Annotated in this window: 19 protein-coding genes and 1 riboswitch; of the genes, 13 read left to right on the forward strand and 6 right to left on the reverse strand. The window is 69.8% G+C overall.

The window, feature by feature from the left end; genetic code table 11:
- Positions 1–41 precede the first annotated feature (41 nt).
- Entirely contained in the window at positions 42–1,673 is a 1,632-nt protein-coding gene (locus ACWGJ5_RS22765; RefSeq protein WP_453311515.1) for a hypothetical protein, read from the reverse strand.
- 102 nt (positions 1,674–1,775) lie between these two features.
- A complete protein-coding gene (locus ACWGJ5_RS22770) occupies positions 1,776–1,997 on the reverse strand; it encodes a hypothetical protein (RefSeq protein ID WP_453311516.1) in 222 nt (73 codons plus the stop codon).
- Positions 1,998–2,181: 184 nt separating this feature from the next.
- On the opposite strand from ACWGJ5_RS22770, the gene ACWGJ5_RS22775 reads away from it, so the two are divergent.
- Positions 2,182–3,156 (forward strand): carbohydrate kinase family protein, encoded by a 975-nt coding sequence (locus ACWGJ5_RS22775; RefSeq protein ID WP_453311517.1) that lies wholly within the window; start codon positions 2,182–2,184, stop codon positions 3,154–3,156.
- 67 nt (positions 3,157–3,223) lie between these two features.
- On the opposite strand, the gene ACWGJ5_RS22780 is transcribed toward ACWGJ5_RS22775, so the two are convergent.
- A complete protein-coding gene (locus ACWGJ5_RS22780; protein ID WP_453311518.1) occupies positions 3,224–4,600 on the reverse strand; it encodes an aminotransferase class V-fold PLP-dependent enzyme in 1,377 nt (458 codons plus the stop codon).
- A gap of 304 nt (positions 4,601–4,904) precedes the next feature.
- Here ACWGJ5_RS22780 and ctaC point away from each other — a divergent pair, with 304 nt between their 5' ends.
- From ctaC to ACWGJ5_RS22800, 4 genes are all read left to right on the forward strand, one after another.
- Positions 4,905–5,864: an aa3-type cytochrome oxidase subunit II gene (gene ctaC, locus ACWGJ5_RS22785; protein ID WP_453311519.1), complete on the forward strand. Its 960-nt coding sequence runs from the start codon at positions 4,905–4,907 to the stop codon at positions 5,862–5,864.
- Positions 5,861–7,594, forward strand: a complete 1,734-nt coding sequence (ctaD, locus tag ACWGJ5_RS22790) for an aa3-type cytochrome oxidase subunit I (protein ID WP_453311520.1) — start codon at positions 5,861–5,863, stop codon at positions 7,592–7,594. The genes ctaC and ctaD overlap by 4 nt, the downstream gene beginning before the upstream one ends.
- Entirely contained in the window at positions 7,591–7,989 is a 399-nt protein-coding gene (locus ACWGJ5_RS22795; protein ID WP_453311521.1) for a cytochrome c oxidase subunit 4, read from the forward strand. Before ctaD ends, ACWGJ5_RS22795 begins: the two co-directional genes overlap by 4 nt.
- A gap of 169 nt (positions 7,990–8,158) precedes the next feature.
- Complete coding sequence (locus tag ACWGJ5_RS22800; RefSeq protein ID WP_453311522.1) at positions 8,159–9,418, forward strand: Ig-like domain-containing protein; 1,260 nt, start codon at positions 8,159–8,161, stop codon at positions 9,416–9,418.
- Between the two features lie 107 nt (positions 9,419–9,525).
- On the opposite strand, the gene ACWGJ5_RS22805 is transcribed toward ACWGJ5_RS22800, so the two are convergent.
- On the reverse strand, positions 9,526–9,930 hold the full coding sequence (locus ACWGJ5_RS22805; RefSeq protein ID WP_228626903.1) for a response regulator: 405 nt from the start codon (positions 9,928–9,930) through the stop codon (positions 9,526–9,528).
- A gap of 166 nt (positions 9,931–10,096) precedes the next feature.
- Here ACWGJ5_RS22805 and ctaE point away from each other — a divergent pair, with 166 nt between their 5' ends.
- The 7 genes from ctaE to ACWGJ5_RS22840 all read left to right on the forward strand — a co-directional run bounded on the left by ctaE (position 10,097) and on the right by ACWGJ5_RS22840 (position 18,091).
- On the forward strand, positions 10,097–10,717 hold the full coding sequence (gene ctaE / locus ACWGJ5_RS22810; protein ID WP_361251881.1) for an aa3-type cytochrome oxidase subunit III: 621 nt from the start codon (positions 10,097–10,099) through the stop codon (positions 10,715–10,717).
- 63 nt (positions 10,718–10,780) lie between these two features.
- On the forward strand, positions 10,781–11,593 hold the full coding sequence (gene qcrC / locus ACWGJ5_RS22815) for a cytochrome bc1 complex diheme cytochrome c subunit (protein WP_453311523.1): 813 nt from the start codon (positions 10,781–10,783) through the stop codon (positions 11,591–11,593).
- Positions 11,590–12,648 (forward strand): cytochrome bc1 complex Rieske iron-sulfur subunit, encoded by a 1,059-nt coding sequence (gene qcrA / locus ACWGJ5_RS22820; protein ID WP_453311524.1) that lies wholly within the window; start codon positions 11,590–11,592, stop codon positions 12,646–12,648. Before qcrC ends, qcrA begins: the two co-directional genes overlap by 4 nt.
- Positions 12,645–14,282: a cytochrome bc1 complex cytochrome b subunit gene (gene qcrB / locus ACWGJ5_RS22825; protein WP_453311525.1), complete on the forward strand. Its 1,638-nt coding sequence runs from the start codon at positions 12,645–12,647 to the stop codon at positions 14,280–14,282. The genes qcrA and qcrB overlap by 4 nt, the downstream gene beginning before the upstream one ends.
- A gap of 118 nt (positions 14,283–14,400) precedes the next feature.
- Positions 14,401–15,465, forward strand: a complete 1,065-nt coding sequence (trpD, locus tag ACWGJ5_RS22830; RefSeq protein WP_453311526.1) for an anthranilate phosphoribosyltransferase — start codon at positions 14,401–14,403, stop codon at positions 15,463–15,465.
- Between the two features lie 75 nt (positions 15,466–15,540).
- Positions 15,541–15,657, forward strand: a riboswitch (SAM riboswitch).
- A 158-nt stretch (positions 15,658–15,815) separates the two neighbouring features.
- Positions 15,816–17,177 carry an aminotransferase class V-fold PLP-dependent enzyme gene (locus ACWGJ5_RS22835; protein ID WP_453311527.1) on the forward strand — a complete coding sequence of 454 codons (1,362 nt, stop codon included), beginning with the start codon at positions 15,816–15,818 and terminating at the stop codon, positions 17,175–17,177.
- Positions 17,178–17,620: 443 nt separating this feature from the next.
- Positions 17,621–18,091 carry a hypothetical protein gene (locus ACWGJ5_RS22840; RefSeq protein WP_453311528.1) on the forward strand — a complete coding sequence of 157 codons (471 nt, stop codon included), beginning with the start codon at positions 17,621–17,623 and terminating at the stop codon, positions 18,089–18,091.
- 144 nt (positions 18,092–18,235) lie between these two features.
- On the opposite strand, the gene ACWGJ5_RS22845 is transcribed toward ACWGJ5_RS22840, so the two are convergent.
- Both ACWGJ5_RS22845 and ACWGJ5_RS22850 read right to left on the reverse strand, forming a co-directional pair.
- Positions 18,236–18,517, reverse strand: coding sequence for an Lrp/AsnC family transcriptional regulator (locus ACWGJ5_RS22845; RefSeq protein ID WP_453311529.1), 282 nt, complete (start codon positions 18,515–18,517; stop codon positions 18,236–18,238).
- A complete protein-coding gene (locus ACWGJ5_RS22850) occupies positions 18,514–19,257 on the reverse strand; it encodes a rhomboid family intramembrane serine protease (protein WP_453311530.1) in 744 nt (247 codons plus the stop codon). The genes ACWGJ5_RS22845 and ACWGJ5_RS22850 overlap by 4 nt, the downstream gene beginning before the upstream one ends.
- A 155-nt stretch (positions 19,258–19,412) precedes the next feature.
- Here ACWGJ5_RS22850 and ACWGJ5_RS22855 point away from each other — a divergent pair, with 155 nt between their 5' ends.
- Positions 19,413–19,652 carry a hypothetical protein gene (locus ACWGJ5_RS22855; RefSeq protein ID WP_352348351.1) on the forward strand — a complete coding sequence of 80 codons (240 nt, stop codon included), beginning with the start codon at positions 19,413–19,415 and terminating at the stop codon, positions 19,650–19,652.
- Positions 19,653–19,694 lie beyond the last annotated feature (42 nt).

Here is a 19,694-nt window from a genome sequence, read left to right on the forward strand (position 1 = left end):
CCCCTGCGAGGGGGCCGCCGCCTTCGTCGTGTCCCGGGAGGCTAGCGGGCCTGTGCCGAGAGGTCCGGCCGGAGGGCGCCCGGCTTGGCCTGGGGGATCCGGTTGCCGTCGGCGCCGACCACCGCCCGTCCGTCCAGCGGCGCAGCCAGCCGTACGGTCTTCACGTACTCCTTGGCGATCAGCACGCACACCTTGTCCGGCCAGGGGTGCTCGGTCACGGTCACGGTCACCCGCTCGCCGCTCTCCTTCGCCGCCACCGTGTAGTCGGCGCACACCCCGCCGTAGAAGCTCACGGTCAGGACCCGGCCCTCGGCCATGTAGCCGGTCACCTTCACGTTCCGGGCCGCCGCGGACGCGCTGGGCGCCGAGGGCGTGGCCGCCGACGCCAGGTAGCGGGGGTCGACCGCCGGGTACGACACCGTCGACGCGCCCTGGCCGGCCGGCCCCTGCACCTCGAACAGCCAGGACGGCACGAGCGTCTGCCGCCCGGCGACGGAGTGCGCGGCCAGCCCGAACACCGCCTTCTCCACGGTGACCGTGTCCCTTCCCGCGTCCGCCCCCAGCTTCGGCACCCCCGCGGACGCGCCCGCGGTCGCACCGCACGGCTGCTCCAGCCGGTCCTTCATCGGCACCGGACTGGCGCAGCCGCCGATCCCCATGCGGTGGTCGCTCCTCGGCGCCGCGTTCATCAGCTTCAGCGTCTTAGCGGCGCTCAGCACGGGATACGTGTCGCCCTTCACCGGCGCGCCGAGCAGCCCGTGCCCGCCGACCAGCTCGCCCTGCCGGTCCACGGTCAGGCCGGTCGTCCAGCCGTCCGTCGGCAGCCCGCCGACCACCGGGTCGGCGTTCACGACCCGCGCGCTCCCCATGGCCTGGCTCGCGTCGATCTTCGCGTCGTCCAGCCCCGCCGCCTTCAGTACCGGCGCGGCCGCCTCGGTCGCCTTCCGCACGCTCACCGGGGCGCCGGTCGGGCCCATCGGGTCGTGCGTGCACAGGACTCCCTTCCTGCAGTCGTCGGTGCCCGGCGCGTACCGGCTGAACGTCCAGCTGCCCGGGGCGTCCCGGTTCACCGTCAGGCTCGGCCCGGAGCCGTCCCTGCCGCCGCCGACCCGCCAGATCCGGCCCTCGGGCACCGGCGTGCCGTCGATGCCCAGCGCCTTGGCCAGCCGGGCCACCGCGTCCTTGCCGACCTCGCCTTTCGGCACGTACACCGGCGCGGCGCCGGGTCCGGCCGGCAGCTCGCCCCGGGCGACGTACGTGGCGCCGTACGGGTCCGGCTCGCCCGGAGCGATGCCGCCCGTGCCGGTCCAGCCGTCCAGCCGGAGCGGCGGGGGAGTGGCGCCGGAGTCGGCCGCGCCCCCTCCGCCCGTACGGCCGCCGGTGTCGCTGCTCGCCGCGAGGTAGGCGCCACCGCCGCCGACCAGCAGCACGGCGGCGGCGACGGAGACGACGGCGAGCCGCGACCGCCGCCGGCCCGCCTGCCCGTCCTCCGTGTCGTCGGCACCCTCCGCCGCGGCGGGCACCGGCTCAGGCTTCCCCGGGTCCTCGACACCCTCCTGGCTCCCGGCGTTCCCGGCGCTCTGGACGCTCTCGGTGCTCTCGGCGTGCTCGGTGCTCTCGGCGTGCTCGGAGCCCTCGGGGTGCTCGCGGTTCTCGGGTCGCTCGGTGTTCACCGCATCGCTCCTCGCTGGTCGTATCCCGCATCCCCCGCCTGGGGGACGGCGATGGGACGCGGGAGGGGAGCGTGCGGTTCCCTGCCGAATGCGCCCCGCGTGTCAGTCGCCGTAGTCGGACATCGCGTCCAGCAGCCGCGCGGACCGCGTCGGCACGGTCACCCCGTGGATCAGTGACGGCGGCACCGGCCGGGGCTCGGCGTGCTCGGTGACCGCCCAGTGCGGAGCCATCCGGGCGCAGTCGCCGCGCAGCGCGGCGAGGTCGCCCTCCAGGTCACTCCCGAGGTCGGCGGGGGCGGTGTGGCGGAACTTGAGGTTCGTCATGACCGCACGGTAGGCCTGCTCCGGGTCGCGAAGAAAGATCTACTATCGGGTAGTTTCGCCAGCTACAGCGTGAGCGGCCGAGCGGGTAGCGTGAACTGTCAACCCGCCCTCCCGTCTCCCACCACCACCCTTCCCACGAGCGCTAACGCGCGCACCTTCTTATTTCCGCAGGAGAGTCCCCGTCGTGCGCATCGCAGTCACCGGCTCCATCGCCACCGACCACCTCATGACCTTCCCCGGCCGCTTCGCCGACCAGTTCGTCGCGGACCAGCTGCACACGGTTTCGCTCTCCTTCCTCGTCGACAACCTGGACGTCCGCCGGGGCGGCGTCGCCGCCAACATCGCCTTCGGCATGGGCCAGCTCGGCACCAGGCCGATCCTGGTCGGTGCCGCCGGCTTCGACTTCGACGAGTACCGGGCCTGGCTCGACCGGCACGGCGTGGACACCGACTCCGTCCGGATCTCCGAGACCCTGCACACCGCCCGCTTCGTGTGCACCACCGACGCCGACCACAACCAGATCGGCTCGTTCTACACCGGCGCGATGAGCGAGGCCCGCCTCATCGAGCTGAAGACCGTCGCCGACCGCGTGGGCGGCCTGGACCTGGTCCTCATCGGCGCCGACGACCCGGAGGCGATGCTCCGCCACACCGAGGAGTGCCGCTCCCGCGCGATCCCCTTCGCCGCCGACTTCTCCCAGCAGATCGCCCGGATGGACGGCGAGGAGATCCGGGTGCTGCTGGACGGGGCGACGTACCTGTTCTCCAACGAGTACGAGAAGGGTCTCATCGAGACCAAGACCGGCTGGAGCGACGCCGAGATCCTCGCCAAGGTCGGCCACCGCGTCACCACGCTCGGCTCGCGCGGCGTACGCATCGAGCGGGTCGGCGAGGACCCGATCGAGGTCGGCGTCCCCGAGGAGGAGCGCAAGGCCGACCCCACGGGCGTCGGCGACGCCTTCCGCGCGGGGTTCCTGTCGGGGCTGGCCTGGGGCGTCTCGCACGAACGCGCCGCTCAGGTGGGCTGCATGCTGGCGACGCTCGTCATCGAGACGGTGGGTACGCAGGAGTACCGGCTGCGGCGGGGGCACTTCATGGATCGGTTCGTGAAGGCGTACGGGGACGAGGCCGGGGAGGAAGTGCGGGCTCACCTCGGCTGAGGCCGGCTCGACCACTCGTCCGCCTCGGCTTCACTTCGTCGACTGCGGGTGCGTGGGGGCAGGGTGCTCAGCTCACCCGGCGGATCAGGTACGCCGTACCCCTCTCCGCCGGTTCCTCCCCCACGTACTCCTGCCCCCGCATCTCGCACCACGCCGGAATGTCCAGGCGGGCCGCCTCGTCGTCGGACAGCACCCGCACCGTCCCGCCCACCGGCACGTCACCGAACACCTTCGCCAGCTCGATGACCGGGATCGGGCACCGCTTGCCGAGGGAGTCGACGACCAGTTCCTCGGCCTGGACGGCCGTCTCGGGCACCGGTGCGCCCAGTTTCTCCCGGATCCCCGCCACCGCCCCCGGCAGCACCTCCAGGAACCGCTCCACGTCCTCCTCGGCCGTCCCCGCCGGCAGGGACACCCGTACGTTCCCCTCGCTCAGCACGCCCATCGCCTTGAGCACATGGCTGGGCGTCAGCGTGCTGCTCGTACAGGAGGAACCGGAGGAGACGGAGAAGCCCTCCCGGTCCAGCTCGTGCAGCAGCGCCTCGCCGTCGACGTAGAGGCAGGAGAAGGTGACGATCCCGGGCAGCCGGCGCCCGGGGTCGCCGACGACCTCCACGTCCGGCACCAGCCGCGGCACCCGCGTCCGGATCCGCTCCGTCAGCTCCCGCAGCCGTACCGCTTCCTGGGCCGCCTCGGCCCGCACCGCCCGCAGGGAGGCCACGGCCGCCACGATCGCCGGGAGGTTCTCGAAGCCGGGCGACCGCCCCGACTCCCTTTCGTCGGCGGGCCCTTGGGCGGCGAACCGCACCCCCTTGCGCACGACGAGCAGCCCGACCCCGGACGGCCCGCCCCATTTGTGCGCGCTGGCCGTGAGCACCGACCAGTCGCCCCCGACCGGCCCCCACCCCAGCGACTGCGCCGCGTCCACCAGCAGCGGCACCCCGGCGGCCCGGCACACCTCGGCCACCTCGGCGACCGGCTGCACGGTCCCCACCTCGTGGTTGGCCGACTGCAGACACGCCAGAGCGGTGTCGGGGCGCAGGGCACCCGCATAACCCGACGGCTCCACGGCACCCGCCCGGTTCACCGGCACCTGGGTCACCGTGCCGCCGTCGGCCTCGAACACCTCCGCCGAATGGAGCACGGAGGAGTGTTCGACGGACGACACGATCAGGTGGCGTCCGACCCGGCGCCTACCGGCCAACGCCCCAGCGACGCCCGTGTGTACGGCCCGCGTCCCCGAGGAGGTGAACACCACCTCGTCGGCCCGGCAGCCGACGGCCTCGGCAGCCGCCTCCCGGGCGGCGTCCAGCAGCATCCGGGCCTTGCGCCCTTCCCGGTACAGGCGAGCAGGATCGGCCCATCCTTCGTCCAGGGAGGCCAACAGGGCTTGACGGGCTACGGGATGCAGGGGAACGGCGGAGGCGGCGTCAAAGTAGGACACAGGGCAACGTTAGAACCTGGTGAGGGGCAGCGGACCTCAGGGGCGCGGGGAACTGCGCGAGAACCTGTCGAGCACCCGCACCCGCCACTCAAACCCCCACAACCCGAGCTATTGGGCGCCCGTTCCAACCCCAACCGAGTGACAGGCGACGCGTATGCCCCCCTCCCCGCGAACCCCCGGAGGGCGTCGGCTAGGGTTTGGTCCGCATAAACATCCAAACCCCTGCCCGACGCAGGGCGGCGACCGACCAGCGAGAAGACGGCCGCAGCCGACCGCGCGGGCGAGACTCTCGGGAAGGCGCTACGTGAGTCCCAACGGCTCCGACCGCTCGCCGCGGCGCCCGATGCGGCGGAAGCTGCTGCAGGCACTGACCGCGGGCCTGGTCCTGGCGACCGCAACCGGTTGCACATACAAGGACTTCCCCCGCCTTGGCATGCCCACCCCGACCACGGAAGAGGCTCCGCGGATCCTCTCCCTGTGGCAGGGCTCCTGGGCTGCCGCGCTCGCCGTCGGCGTGCTGGTGTGGGGCCTGATCCTGTGGAGCGCCATGTTCCACCGGCGCAGCCGCACCAAGGTCGAGGTACCTCCGCAGACCCGGTACAACATGCCGATCGAGGCCCTGTACACGGTGGTCCCGATCATCATCATCTCGGTGCTCTTCTACTTCACGGCCCGGGACGAGACGAAGCTCCTCAGCCTCGACAAGAAGCCCGACGTCACGATCAACGTGGTCGGCTTCCAGTGGAGCTGGGGCTTCAACTACGTCGAGAACGTCCCCGGCGTCTCCGGCAACGCCAAGACCGACGCGAACCTGAACGCCATTCCGGACCGGTTCAAGAACCAGTTCCCGGCGAACGCCGGTGGTGTCTACGACGTCGGTACGCCGGCCACGCGGAACCCGCAGACCGGCAACCCCGGTCCGACGCTCTGGCTGCCCAAGGGCCAGACCGTGCGCTTCATCCTCACCTCGCGTGACGTCATCCACTCCTTCTGGGTGGTGCCGTTCCTGATGAAGCAGGACGTCATCCCGGGCCACACCAACGCCTTCCAGGTGACCCCGAACCATGAGGGCACCTTCCTCGGCAAGTGCGCCGAGCTCTGCGGCGTCGACCACTCGCGCATGCTGTTCAACGTGAAGGTCGTATCCCCGGCGGCGTACCAGAAGCACCTCCAGGACCTCGCCAAGAAGGGGCAGACCGGTTACATTCCCGCCGGCATCGCGCAGACGAGCCACGAGAAGAACCGGGAGACGAACAACCTGTGAGCATCCTCAACGAACCCCAGGGTGCCGCGGCAGCTGAAGGCGCGTTCGCGGACGAACTGCCGGTCAGGCGCAAGCAGCCCGGCAGCGTCGTGGTCAAGTGGCTGACGACCACCGACCACAAGACGATCGGCACGCTCTATCTGGTCACCTCGTTCGCGTTCTTCCTGATCGGTGGCGTGATGGCGCTGCTGATGCGCGCCGAGCTGGCCCGTCCGGGCCTGCAGATCATGTCGAACGAGCAGTTCAACCAGGCGTTCACGATGCACGGCACGATCATGCTGCTGATGTTCGCGACGCCGCTGTTCGCCGGCTTCACGAACTGGATCATGCCGCTGCAGATCGGCGCGCCCGACGTGGCGTTCCCGCGGCTGAACATGTTCGCCTACTGGCTCTACCTGTTCGGCTCGCTCGTCGCGGTGGGCGGCTTCATCACCCCGCAGGGTGCGGCCGACTTCGGCTGGTTCGCCTACTCCCCGCTGTCGGACGCCGTCCGCAGCCCGGGTGTCGGCGCCGACATGTGGATCATGGGTCTGGCCTTCTCCGGCTTCGGCACCATCCTCGGCTCGGTCAACTTCATCACCACGATCATCTGCATGCGTGCCCCGGGCATGACCATGTTCCGCATGCCGATCTTCGTGTGGAACGTGCTGCTCACCGCGGTCCTGGTCCTGCTGGCCTTCCCGGTCCTGGCGGCCGCGCTGTTCGCCCTGGAGGCGGACCGCAAGTTCGGTGCCCATGTCTTCGACGCCACCAACGGCGGCGCACTACTGTGGCAACACCTCTTCTGGTTCTTCGGCCATCCAGAGGTGTACATCATCGCGCTACCGTTCTTCGGCATCATCTCCGAAGTGATCCCGGTGTTCTCCCGTAAGCCGATGTTCGGCTACATGGGTCTGGTCGCCGCGACCATCGCGATCGCCGGTCTGTCCGTGACCGTGTGGGCGCACCACATGTACGTCACCGGTGGTGTGCTGCTGCCGTTCTTCTCCTTCATGACGTTCCTGATCGCCGTACCGACCGGTGTGAAGTTCTTCAACTGGATCGGCACGATGTGGAAGGGCTCGCTGTCCTTCGAGACACCGATGCTCTGGGCGACCGGCTTCCTGATCACCTTCACGTTCGGTGGTCTGACCGGTGTCATCCTGGCCTCGCCGCCGATGGACTTCCACGTCTCCGACTCGTACTTCGTGGTGGCCCACTTCCACTACGTGGTCTTCGGTACGGTCGTCTTCGCGATGTTCTCCGGCTTCCACTTCTGGTGGCCGAAGATGACCGGCAAGATGCTGGACGAGCGCTTGGGCAAGATCACCTTCTGGACGCTGTTCGTCGGCTTCCACGGCACCTTCCTGGTCCAGCACTGGCTGGGCGCCGAGGGCATGCCGCGCCGTTACGCCGACTACCTGGCGGCCGACGGCTTCACCGCCCTGAACACGGTCTCCACCATCTGCTCCTTCCTGCTCGGCCTGTCGATCCTGCCGTTCCTCTACAACGTCTGGAAGACGGCCAAGTACGGCAAGCCGGTCGACGTGGACGACCCGTGGGGCTACGGCCGTTCGCTGGAGTGGGCGACCTCCTGCCCGCCGCCCCGGCACAACTTCCTCACCCTGCCGCGGATCCGCAGCGAATCCCCGGCGTTCGACCTGCACCACCCTGAGATCGCCGCGCTCGAGCAGCTCGCGCACAGCGGTCACGGCACCGCCATCGCGGGCAGCAAGGAGGCCGGCAAGTGAGGATCCAGGGTCGGATGTTCGTCTGGCTGAGCGTCTTCATGCTGATCATGGCCATCGTGTATGGCGTGTGGTCGAAGGAGCCGGCCGGTACCACCGCACTGTTCCTGGCCTTCGGCCTGAGCATCATGATCGGCTTCTACCTGGGCTTCACCGCCCGGCGGGTCGACGCGGGCGCCCAGGACGACAAGGAGGCCGACGTCGCGGACGACGCGGGCGAGCTGGGCTTCTTCAGCCCGCACAGCTGGCAGCCGCTGCTGCTGGGCTTCGGCGGTGCGATCGCCTTCCTCAGCATCGCTGTCGGCTGGTGGCTGATCTACTTCTCCGCCCCGTTCATCGTGGTCGGTCTGTTCGGCTGGGTGTTCGAGTACTACCACGGTGAGAGCCGCACCCAGTAGCACACGAGCAGTACGCACCGGCAAGCCCGGACGCTCCCTCAGGGGCGTCCGGGCTTGCCGGTTTTTTTCCACAGGACGTCCGAATGCGGTCGTTCCTTTGCCGCAGTGTCGGTCGCTCGTACGGGTTACCCACCGCGCCAATGGGCTCAGCGCCTCATAGCGTGATCGTATGAACCACACTCCGCGGACCCGCACCGTCGTCAGCTGCACCCTGCTGGTGACCGCGCTCGGCGCGGGCGTCACCGCCTGCGGTTCGGACGGCAACCCCCTGTCGGCCAAGCCGTACGACGCGGCGGGCGAGATCTCCGTCAACGGCCCGGCCGAAGCGGGGGAGCGGGCCGACCCGGACAAGCCCCTGGAGATCACCGCCACCGGTGACGACCGCATCACCGACGTCACCGCCCAGGACTCCGCAGGGCGCTATGTGGCGGGCGAACTCGCCGCCGACGGCAGCAGATGGCACAGCACCGCCCCGCTGGCCGCCAACGCCCACTACACGGTCACGGTGAGCACCGAGGACGACGGCGGCGCGCCCGGCCGCAAGGTCCTCACGTTCGACACCAGCAAGCCCACCAGCAAGAAGCGACTGACCGTGACCCTCGGGCCGAAATCGGGCCAGTACGGCGTCGGACAGCCCATCACCGCCCAACTCGACCAGGAGGTCAAGGACAAGGCGCAGCGCGCCGTCGTGGAGCGCGGCCTCCGCGTGGACTCCACGCCGGCGGTGGAGGGCTCCTGGTACTGGGTGAGCGGCAAGGAACTCCACTACCGGCCCAAGGAGTACTGGCCCGGCCACGCCACCATCACGGTGCACAGCAACCTGGACGGCATCAGGATCGGTGACCGGCTGTGGGGCGGCCCGTCGAAACCGCTGAAGATCACCACGGGTGACCGGATCGAGGCCGTCACGGACGCCGCCGCGCACCAGCTGACGTTCTACAAGAACGGCGAGGCGCTCAAGCGGATCCCCGTCACCACCGGCAGGCCCGGGTACGACACCCGCAACGGCATCAAGGTCGTCCTGGAGAAGGCGTACGTCGTCCGCATGCGCGGCACCACGATCGGCATCGCCGCGAGCAGCTCCGACTCGTACGACCTGTCGGTCTACTACGCCACCCGGGTGACCTGGTCCGGTGAGTACGTGCACGCCGCGCCCTGGTCCGTGGGCTCACAGGGCTACGCCAACGTCAGCCATGGCTGCACGGGCATGAGCAACGGCAACGCCGCGTGGTTCTTCGACAACATCCATCAGGGCGACATCGTCAGGGTCGTCAACTCCCACGGCCACCAGATGGAGGACTTCGGCAATGGCTTCGGCGACTGGAACGTCGACTGGAAGAAGTGGGGCAAGGGCAGCGCCCTCGTCAACGGCAAGCCCGACGGCCCGTCCGAGGCGGACACGGTGAAACTCCAGCCGGCGGCACTGTAAGCGTGCCCCGTAGGGGCGCGGGGCCGAGTCCGGCATGCGGCTACCGCCGCGTGGGCGCGAAGAGGACCCACCGGCCCGCACTCGCGCCCGAGACCACGCGCCCCGCGCTACTGGGCGCCCACCAACCGCCTCTGACGCAGCAAGGAGGCCAACGCGGACGAAAACTCCACAGGATCCACCGGAAGAGTCACAGCAGCGTCAGCCCGGCTCCACGTGGCCAGCCACGCATCCTGCGGTCGCCCCATCAGCACCAGCACCGGCGGACAGTTGAACACCTCGTCCTTGATCTGCCGGCACACCCCCATACCCCCCATCGGCACGGCCTCGCCGTCCAGCACGCACACATCGATCCCGCCCCTGCCCAGCTCACGCAGCACCGCGTCGGGTGTCGCGCACTCCACGAACTCGACAAGGGGGACGTCGGGAGCGGGCCTGCGGCCGGCGGCCAGCCGTACTTGCTCGCGGGTGTTGGAGTCGTCGCTGTAGACCAGCACCGTGGCGGTCGGCTGCATTGTTCCTCCGGGACGTCGGCGTCGTACGGACGGGACGGACAAGGCCGTTCGGGCGGAGCTTACTCCCGTGGAAGTCCCCATGAACACCACGTCAACACCGGTTCGGCGGGTGGCAACACTCCGAACGGCACCCCCCGGAGTGAGGGCGGGATAAGCGACCGACATAATGTCGGTCGTGGCGACAGCAACGACAGTAGAAACCGGGCACGCGCACCCGTCGGTCAACCGGCCGAACCTCACCAGCGTCGGAACCATCATCTGGCTGAGTTCCGAGCTGATGTTCTTCGCGGCCCTCTTCGCGATGTACTTCACCCTGCGATCGGTGACGGGTCCGGCGCACTGGAAGCACATGGCCGACGCGCTCAATGTGCCCTTCTCCGCGACGAACACCACGATCCTGGTGCTCTCCTCGCTCACCTGCCAGCTCGGCGTGTTCGCGGCCGAGCGCGGGGACGTGAAGAAGCTCCGCGGGTGGTTCATCCTCACCTTCATCATGGGTGCGATCTTCATCGGCGGTCAGATCTACGAGTACACGAGCCTGGTGAGGGACGACGGCATCTCGCTCTCCTCCGACCCGTACGGCTCGGTGTTCTACCTGACCACCGGTTTCCACGGCCTGCACGTGACGGGCGGTCTCATCGCCTTCCTGCTGGTCCTCGGGCGCACCTACATGGCCAAGAGGTTCACCCACGAGCAGGCGACCGCCGCCATCGTCGTGTCCTACTACTGGCACTTCGTCGATGTGGTCTGGATCGGCCTTTTCGCCACGATCTACCTGATCAAGTAGCCGGGACCGGCTCCCGCACATCCAGAACCACCGACGCAGAAGATCCTGACACCGGGGTAATCCGTGAAAAAGCTCTCCGCACGACGACGCCATCCGCTGGCGGCGGTCGTCGTCCTACTCCTCGCGCTGGCGGCCACTGGGGGGCTGTACGCCGCGTTCGCACCCGCGGGCAAGGCGCAGGCCGATGATTCCGCCCAGTCCCTGACCATCCAGGAGGGCAAGAAGCTCTACGAGGTCGGCTGCGCCAGCTGCCACGGCACCGGTGGCCAGGGCTCCTCCGACGGGCCGAGCCTGGTCGGTGTGGGTGCCGCGGCCGTCGACTTCCAGGTCGGCACCGGCCGTATGCCGGCCGCCACCTCGCAGGGCGCCCAGGTCCCGCGCAAGAAGGTCGTCTACAACCAGACGCAGATCGACCAGCTCGCCGCGTACATCGCCTCGCTGGGCGCCGGCCCGAACGTGCCCACCAAGGACCAGTACGGCCCCGCCGGCGCGGACATCGCCAAGGGTGGCGAGCTGTTCCGCACCAACTGCGCGCAGTGCCACAACTTCACCGGCAAGGGCGGTGCCCTGACCAAGGGCAAGTTCGCTCCCACGCTGGAGGGTGTCGACCCGAAGCACATCTACGAGGCCATGCAGACCGGCCCGCAGAACATGCCGTCCTTCCCCGACACCACGCTGTCCTCGAAGAACAAGAAGGACATCATCGCGTACCTGCACGCGGTCGACAGCAGCGATACGACGAACCCCGGCGGTCTGGAGCTGGGCGGCCTCGGGCCGGTCAGTGAAGGTCTGTTCGCCTGGATCTTCGGTCTCGGCGCGCTGATCGCGGTCGCCGTCTGGGTCGCCGCTCGGACCGCAAAGGCCAAGAAGTCATGAGTAGCCAAGACATTCCAGAAGAGAACCTGCCCGCTGAGCAGGACCACGCGCACGGCGCGGTAGGGGTCGCGGACGAGGTAAACCCGTTCGCGGACCCGGGGCTGCCGCCTCACGAGCACCGCATCCAGGACATCGACGAGCGGGCCGCCAAGCGGTCCGAGCGCGCGGTCGCCCTGCTGTTCACGGTGTCGATGCTGGCCACCGTCGGCTTCATCGTCTCGTACGTGACGATCCCGCACGACAAGAGCATCTTCGTCTTCCCGATCGGGCACCTCAGCGCGCTGAACTTCGCGCTGGGTCTGACCCTCGGCGCGGCCCTGTTCTGCATCGGCGCGGGCGCGGTCCACTGGGCCCGCACCCTGATGTCCGACGTGGAGGTCGCCGACGAGCGGCACGCCATCGAGGCACCGGCCGACGTCCGCGCGAAGGTCCACGCGGACTTCCGTCAGGGTGCCGCCGAGTCGGTGCTCGGCCGTCGCAAGCTGATCCGCACCACGATGTTCGGCGCGCTGGCCCTGGTGCCGCTCTCCGGCGTCATGCTGCTGCGCGACCTCGGTCCGCTGCCCGGCACCTCGCTGCGGCACACCATGTGGGCCAAGGGCAAGCGTCTGGTGAACACGAACACCAACCTGCCGCTGCGCCCCGAGGACGTCGCCGTCGGCTCCCTCACCTTCGCCAAGCCCGACGGGCTGGAGGAGACGAGCGAGGACTTCCAGACGGAGATCGCCAAGGCCGCGCTGATGATCGTCCGGCTGCAGCCGGGCAACATCAAGGACAGGCGCGAGCTCGACTGGTCGCACGAGGGCATCGTCGCGTTCTCCAAGATCTGCACCCACGTCGGTTGCCCGATCTCGCTGTACGAGCAGCAGACGCACCACGTGCTGTGCCCGTGCCACCAGTCCACCTTCGACCTCTCCGACGGTGCCCGAGTGATCTTCGGCCCCGCCGGCCACGCCCTGCCGCAGCTGCGCATCGGTGTGGACAGTGAGGGTTACCTCCAGGCGCTCGGCGACTTCGAGGAGCCCGTCGGTCCTGCATTCTGGGAGCGCGGATGAGTACTGCAGCGAACGAGACGCCCCGCTCGCGCGGGAAGGCACCGGCCGGCGAGCGGATCGCCGACTGGGCCGACGGCCGGCTCGGGATCTACTCCCTGGCCAAGTCCAACATGCGCAAGATCTTCCCCGACCACTGGTCGTTCATGTTGGGCGAAGTGTGCATGTACAGCTTCATCATCATCATCCTGACGGGTGTCTATCTGACGCTGTTCTTCCACCCGTCGATGAACGAGGTGGAGTACCACGGCAGCTACGTCCCGCTCCAGGGGCAGCTGATGTCCGAGGCGTTCAGCTCGACCCTGCACATCTCCTTCGACGTGCGCGGTGGTCTGCTCATGCGGCAGATCCACCACTGGGCCGCGCTGATCTTCCTCGCCGGCATGTTCGTGCACATGATGCGCGTGTTCTTCACCGGCGCGTTCCGCAAGCCGCGTGAGATCAACTGGCTGTTCGGCTTCCTGCTGTTCGTCCTGGGCATGTTCACCGGCTTCACCGGTTACTCGCTCCCGGACGACCTGCTCTCCGGCACCGGTGTCCGCTTCATGGAGGGCGCGATCCTGTCCGTGCCGATCGTCGGCACGTACCTGTCGTTCTTCCTCTTCGGCGGGCAGTTCCCCGGCCACGACTTCGTCGCCCGGTTCTACTCGATCCACATCCTGCTGCTGCCGGGCATCATGCTCGGCCTGATGGTGGGCCACCTGATCCTGGTCTTCTACCACAAGCACACGCAGTTCGCGGGTCCGGGCAAGACCAACAAGAACGTCGTCGGCATGCCGCTGCTGCCGGTCTACATGGCCAAGGCCGGAGGCTTCTTCTTCCTGGTCTTCGGTGTCATCGCGGTCATCGCGGCGGTCGCCCAGATCAACCCGATCTGGGCCATGGGCCCCTACCGTCCGGACCAGGTGTCCACCGGCGCCCAGCCCGACTGGTACATGGGCTTCTCCGAGGGTCTGATCCGCTTCATGCCGGGCTGGGAGATCAACTTCTGGGGTCACACGCTCGTCCTGGGCGTGTTCATCCCCCTGGTGATCTTCCCGCTCGTCCTGGTGGCGATCGCGGTCTACCCGTTCATCGAGTCCTGGGTCACCGGCGACAAGCGCGAGCACCACATCCTGGACCGCCCGCGCAACGCCCCGACGCGCACCGGTCTCGGCGTCGCCTGGATGACGCTGTACCTGACGCTGCTGGTCGGCGGTGGCAACGACCTGTGGGCCACGCACTTCCACCTGTCGATCAACGCCGTGACCTGGTTCGTCCGGATCGCCTTCTTCGTCGGCCCGGTCATCGCGTTCCTCGTCACCAAGCGGATCTGCCTGGGTCTGCAGCGCCGCGACCGCGACAAGGTGCTGCACGGTCGCGAGACCGGCATCATCAAGCGTCTGCCGCACGGTGAGTTCATCGAGGTGCACGAGCCGCTCAGCCAGGAGCAGCTGCACACCCTCACGGCTCACCACCAGTACGAGCCGGCCGAGATCGGCCCGACGGTCGACGAGAACGGTGTCGAGCGCAAGGTGCCGGCCTCGGAGAAGCTCCGGGTGAAGCTGTCCAGCGCCTACTACGGCGAGGACAACCAGATCCCGAAGCCGACCGTCGACGAGTACAAGGAGATCACGAGCGGCCACGGCCACCACTGATCCCCGCGTCGCCACGCCACACCGAAGGGCCCCGTCCGGGTTACGGACGGGGCCCTTCGCCCTGCCCGGGGCTGGATAGGCTGGGATCACACTGTTCTCACGACACCAGGAGCGGCTGATGAGCGCTGTGACCCCCGCTGGAGGCGACACCGCGGCGGGCCGTTCCTGGCCCGCGGTACTGAACGCCCTGCTGGAGGGCCGCGACCAGAGCGCGGACGCCACGGCATGGGCGATGGACCGGATCATGCGCGGAGAGGCGACGGACGCGCAGATCGCGGGATTCGCCGTGGCCCTGCGGGCCAAGGGTGAGACGGTGGAGGAGATCACCGGGCTCGTCCGCGCGATGTACGAGCACGCGAACGTCATCGAGGTGCCGGGGGAGACCGTCGACATCGTCGGCACCGGTGGTGACGGGGCCAAGACGGTGAACATCTCCACCATGTCCGCGATCGTCGTCGCCGGCACCGGCGCGAAGGTCGTCAAGCACGGCAACCGGGCCGCTTCCTCGGCGTCGGGCGCGTCGGACGTACTGGAGAAACTCGGCGTCAATCTGAACCTCCCGCTGGAGCGGGTCCCGCTGGTCGCCGAAGAGGCCGGGATCACCTTCTGCTTCGCGGTGAAGTTCCACCCGGCACTGCGCCATGTGGCCGCGGCCCGTGGCCAGTTGGGCATCCGCACGACCTTCAACGTCCTCGGTCCGCTGACCAATCCGGCGAAGGTCCGCGCCCAGGCCGTCGGCGTGGCGGATCTCCGGATGGCCCCGATCGTGGCCGGCGTCCTCGCCGAGCGCGGCAACTCCTCGCTGGTCTTCCGCGGCGACGACGGCCTGGACGAGCTGACGACGACCGCCACCTCGCGGGTGTGGATCGTCCGGGACGGCAAGGTCGCCGAGGAGACCTTCGACCCGCGGGACGTCGGCATCGACCTCGTCCCCGTGGAGGCGCTGCGCGGCGCGGACGCGTCGTACAACGCGGAGGTCGCCCGCCGCCTGCTCGACGGCGAGAAGGGGGCCGTACGGGACGCGGTGCTGCTGAATTCGGCGGCGGCACTCGTGGCCCTGCACCCGACGGACGCCCCGCTCGCCGACCAGCTGCGGGCCGGCATGGCCAGGGCCGCCGAGTCCATCGACTCCGGCGCGGCGAAGCGGGCGCTGGAGCGGTGGGTGGCGGCGAGCAACGCCTAGCGGTCACCGACGGTCGTCCCGCGATCCGGACGCGGGTTGCGGGACGGCGATCTTTTCCCGTACGTTCCTGAACCAGGTCATGAGTGACAGCCATTCGGCCCCGGCCGGCTGTCCGGCAACCCTCCGTCCGTGGCGGGGTGCCCCGGGTGAGGACCAGGCCGTAGGCAGCGAGGTCTACGGCAAGCGCGGACCCCTCGCGTGCTTTTCGAGAGCGCGGGACCAGGGGTCCTGGTCATCGAGGGAGCCTTCCGTGAGCAAGCGAATGCGATAGGGCCGCCGAGCCCCGTCTCCGCGCACCCTTTTCTCTTCTTCCTGCGCCCTCCGGGCGTATGTCCTCACGGGAGTTCCCCATGTCCGTCTTCACCGCTGCCGCCGACCAGTCTGTTTGTGCCCCGCTGCCCGTTCTGGGCAGGGATGTCACCGTCCCGCTCGTGACCGGCGGCGAGGTCACCTACGCGGCCCTCGACTACGCGGCCAGCGCCCCCGCCCTGCAGCGCGTCTGGGACGACGTGGCCGCCTACGCGCCGTACTACGGCAGCGTCCACCGGGGCGCCGGCTACCTCTCCCAGCTCTCCACCGACCTGTTCGAGAACGCCCGCAGGACGGTCGCCGACTTCCTCGGCTGCCGCGCCGACGACCAGGTGATCTTCACCCGCTCGACCACGGACTCCCTGAACCTCCTGGCCCGTGCCCTCCCGGCCGACTGCCAGGTCTTCGTCTTCGAGACCGAGCACCACGCCTCCCTGCTGCCCTGGCAGGACGCCCGTGTCACCTACCTGAACGCACCGCGCACCCCGCAGCAGGCCGTCACGACCCTGGAGCGGGCCCTGGCCGGCCGCGACCCGTACGGACCGGCGCTGGTCTGCGTCACCGGCGCCTCCAACGTCACGGGCGAGTTGTGGCCGGTACGGGAGCTGGCGGCGGCCGCGCACGCGCAAGGCGCCCGCATCGTCCTGGACGCCGCCCAGCTGGCCCCCCACCACCCCGTGTCCCTCCGCGACCTGGACGTCGACTGGGTCGCCTGCTCGGGCCACAAGCTGTACGCCCCCTTCGGCTCCGGCGTCCTGGCCGGCCGTGCCGACTGGCTGCGCGCGGCCGAGCCGTACCTCGCGGGCGGCGGCGCCAGCCGCAGGGTGACCCGGCGTCAGGACGGCGGTGTGGACGTGGAGTGGCACGAGAGCGCCGCGCGGCATGAGGCGGGGTCGCCCAACGTGATCGGCGCGTACTCCATCGCGTCGGCCTGCAACGCGCTGACCGAGGCCGGCTGGGACGCCCTGGTGGCCCGCGAGCAGCACCTGGTCGCCAGGGTCCGCGCGGGCCTGGCGGAGGTCCCCGAGGTGAAGATCCTCTCGCTCTTCGGCGACGACGCCCCGCGCGTCGGTGTCATCTCCTTCGTCGTCGAGGGCTGGAACAGCTCCCACTTCGCCGCCGCGCTCTCCGCCGAGTACGGCATCGGCGTCCGCGACGGCCTCTTCTGCGCCCACCCCCTGGTCCGCACACTCCTCGGCACCGACCCCCAGACCCAGGGCGAGTGCGGCGCCCCCGAGGCCGCGCCGGGCGAGAAGTCCCTCAACGCCATCCGCGTCAGCTTCGGCGCGGGCACCCCCGACGAGCATGTCGACCGGTTCGTCACCGCGGTGCGCGAACTCGTCACCGAGGGTGCGAAGTGGACGTACCGGACGGAGGACGGCCGCTGCGTACCGGCGGTGTGATCAGCCCCTGAGGTGCGGCGGCTCACGGATTCCGGGGAACGGCACGTGTTCCCGGCGCCGAAGAGGTACCCGTCCCGGTGACGATCCCGCGCGACGGCGCGTTCTTGCGGGGCCGTCGAGGCACTCGGGTCGGTGGCGATCGCGCGCGTCGGTGCGGTCTTCTGGTGTCCGTCGAGGCACCGGGGCCGTTGGCGATCGCGCGCGTCGGCGTGTTCTTGCGGGGCCGTCGAGGCACTCGGGTCGGTGGTGATCGCGCGCGTCGGTGCGGTCTTCTGGTGTCCGTCGAGACCCCCGGGCCGGTGGTGATCGCGCGCGTCGGTGCGGTCTTCTGATGTCCGTCGAGACCCCCGGGCCGTTGGCGATCATGTGCGACGGCGTGTTCTTGCGGGGCCGTCGAGGCACCCGGGGTCGGTCACGATCGCGCGCGTCGGTGCGGTCTTCCGGTGTCCGTCGAGGCACCCGGGCCGTTGGCGATCCCGCGCGACGGCGGGTTTCCCGGTGTCGTCGATGCGTCCGGGGCGGTCACGACCACGCGGCGGCAGCGCGACGGCGGCGGCACCGGCTCCCCGGATGCCCCCTGCCGCACACACCTCCGGCGCCGGAGGTCCGGCTCGGCGACGAGGTCGACCCGGTCCTGCGTGGGCGGCTTGCGCGCCGACGACGCGCGCAGGCTGATCACGGTGAGCCCGCCGGGCAGCCCGCAGCGGACCCGCACGCCCGGCACCCGGAACCGAGCCGCGCCGGTCCTGCCGGGCGCCGACGTGTCCGTGTCGACCGGCAGCCCGGACTCGGGCGGGCTGCGCCGCCGCGCCGCCGACGGCAGTACCCCGGGCCCGCCGTCACTCCCGTCGTCGCGGGGCGCCCGGGACGGGGCGCGGACGTGGCAGGTGGCCGGGGCGCCGATGCGCCGGTGACGGTTCTGGCGGGCACCCCGGTTCACCGGCTCGGCCGCCCTGTGCGGTGGCGGCCGGCGCAAGCGTGCAGGGACGTCTCGGATCAGTTGCGGACCCCGGACCCGCGCCCCCCGGCACCGGTATCGCCGCGGTCGAACCGTCCGTCTAGTTGTCCAGGCCGATCGAGAACGCCGCTTCCAGGTCGTGCTGGGAGTAGGTGCGGAACGCGACGTGCGTGTCGGTGGCCTCCACGCCGGGGATCTTGCTGATCCGGCCGGGGATGACATCGGCCAGGTCCTCGTGCTGCTGGACCCGGACCATGGCGATCAGGTCGTAGGTGCCGGTGACCGAGAAGACCTCGCTGACGCTCTCCAGCGCGGCGATCTGCTCCGCGATCTCGGGGATCCGGTCCACGCTGGTCTTGATGAGGACGATCGCGGTGATCACGGCTGGTTCTCTCCCTCGGGTGCCGGAGCTGGGGCGCACTTCACTCTAGTCGTACGGCCGTACCGGACCCACGCGTAGCCGAAGCCCAGGCCGAAGCCGACGAGGTGGGCCAGATACGCCACCCCGGGACCGTTGGAACTCTGCTCCGCCGCCGCCCACTGCAGCGCCGCCCAGAACGGCAGCACGACCCACGCCGGGAACCGCAGTGGCAGGAAGAACAGGAACGGCAGAAGACTGGTCACACGGGCCCGGGGGAACAGGTAGAGGAACGCTCCGAGGACCGCCGAGATCGCCCCGGAGGCGCCCACCAGCGACTGCTCGGAGGCGGCGTTGGCGGCCGCGTAGCCCAGCAGGGCGAGACAGCCGCAGCCGAGGTAGAAGAGGGTGAACTCGACCCGGCCCATCCGTTCCTCGGTCATCGTGCCGAAGACGAAGAGGAAGAGCATGTTGCCGAGCAGATGCACCCAGCTGCCGTGCACGAACAGGGCCGTGGCGGGAGTCAGGGCCGCGCGCACCGGCCTGGCGAACAGCTCGGCCGGCACCACCCCCCAGCGCCGGAAGTACGCCCGCTGCGCGGCCAGCAGGCCGTCCCCGGAGCCGTATCCCGGTGTGAGCCCCGAGGCCGGGCCCAGGACGAAGAGCAGACAGCACAGGGCGATGAGGCCGTACGTCACGGGCGCCGGTGCGCTCCGGACCGCTCTGAAGGCCCTGCCGGCCGCCGTGCTCCACTCGCTGATCATGAATACAGAGCATGACGTAACGGGACGCAAGCTCACAGACCGCCTCGCCGCCTTGGAGGGACCAGCGGCGAGTCGTCGCCAGGCCGTAGGGTTACGGCCACACCCGTCCGCCCGCGGCGCGGTGAGCGACTACGAGAAGGAAGCGGACAGCCACGATGACGGTTCCCCTGCCGACCGCCACCACCCGATGGCGCTGCACGCTGTGCGGCAACCTCACCCGGTTCGACGTGACGCGTTCCTCGAAGGTCGTCGAGTACGTCCACCTCGATCTGGCCGGCGAGCCGAGCGTGGAGGAGCGCGAGGTGGTCAGTGAGACCATCGAGTCGGTGCGGTGCCGCTGGTGCAACGCGGTGGACCAGGTGGAACTCGTGGACAGGCCGGGTGCCGGCTCCTGAGCGGAGCGGCCCCGAAGAAGTCGAAGTAGTGGGGTGTGACGG

The organism is Streptomyces sp. NPDC054783 (genome assembly GCF_053611725.1).

Excerpts from the sequence above, each read along its gene's own strand:
- ACWGJ5_RS22835 (WP_453311527.1), top strand. The coding sequence starts at position 15,816 with ATGTCCGTCTTCACCGCTGCCGCCGACCAGTCTGTTTGTGCCCCGCTG.
- trpD (WP_453311526.1), top strand. The coding sequence starts at position 14,401 with ATGAGCGCTGTGACCCCCGCTGGAGGCGACACCGCGGCGGGCCGTTCC.
- ACWGJ5_RS22770 (WP_453311516.1), bottom strand. The coding sequence starts at position 1,997 with ATGACGAACCTCAAGTTCCGCCACACCGCCCCCGCCGACCTCGGGAGT.
- ACWGJ5_RS22805 (WP_228626903.1), bottom strand. The coding sequence starts at position 9,930 with ATGCAGCCGACCGCCACGGTGCTGGTCTACAGCGACGACTCCAACACC.
- qcrB (WP_453311525.1), top strand. The coding sequence starts at position 12,645 with ATGAGTACTGCAGCGAACGAGACGCCCCGCTCGCGCGGGAAGGCACCG.
- ACWGJ5_RS22800 (WP_453311522.1), top strand. The coding sequence starts at position 8,159 with ATGAACCACACTCCGCGGACCCGCACCGTCGTCAGCTGCACCCTGCTG.
- qcrA (WP_453311524.1), top strand. The coding sequence starts at position 11,590 with ATGAGTAGCCAAGACATTCCAGAAGAGAACCTGCCCGCTGAGCAGGAC.
- ctaE (WP_361251881.1), top strand. The coding sequence starts at position 10,097 with ATGTCGGTCGTGGCGACAGCAACGACAGTAGAAACCGGGCACGCGCAC.
- ACWGJ5_RS22850 (WP_453311530.1), bottom strand. The coding sequence starts at position 19,257 with ATGATCAGCGAGTGGAGCACGGCGGCCGGCAGGGCCTTCAGAGCGGTC.
- ACWGJ5_RS22855 (WP_352348351.1), top strand. The coding sequence starts at position 19,413 with ATGACGGTTCCCCTGCCGACCGCCACCACCCGATGGCGCTGCACGCTG.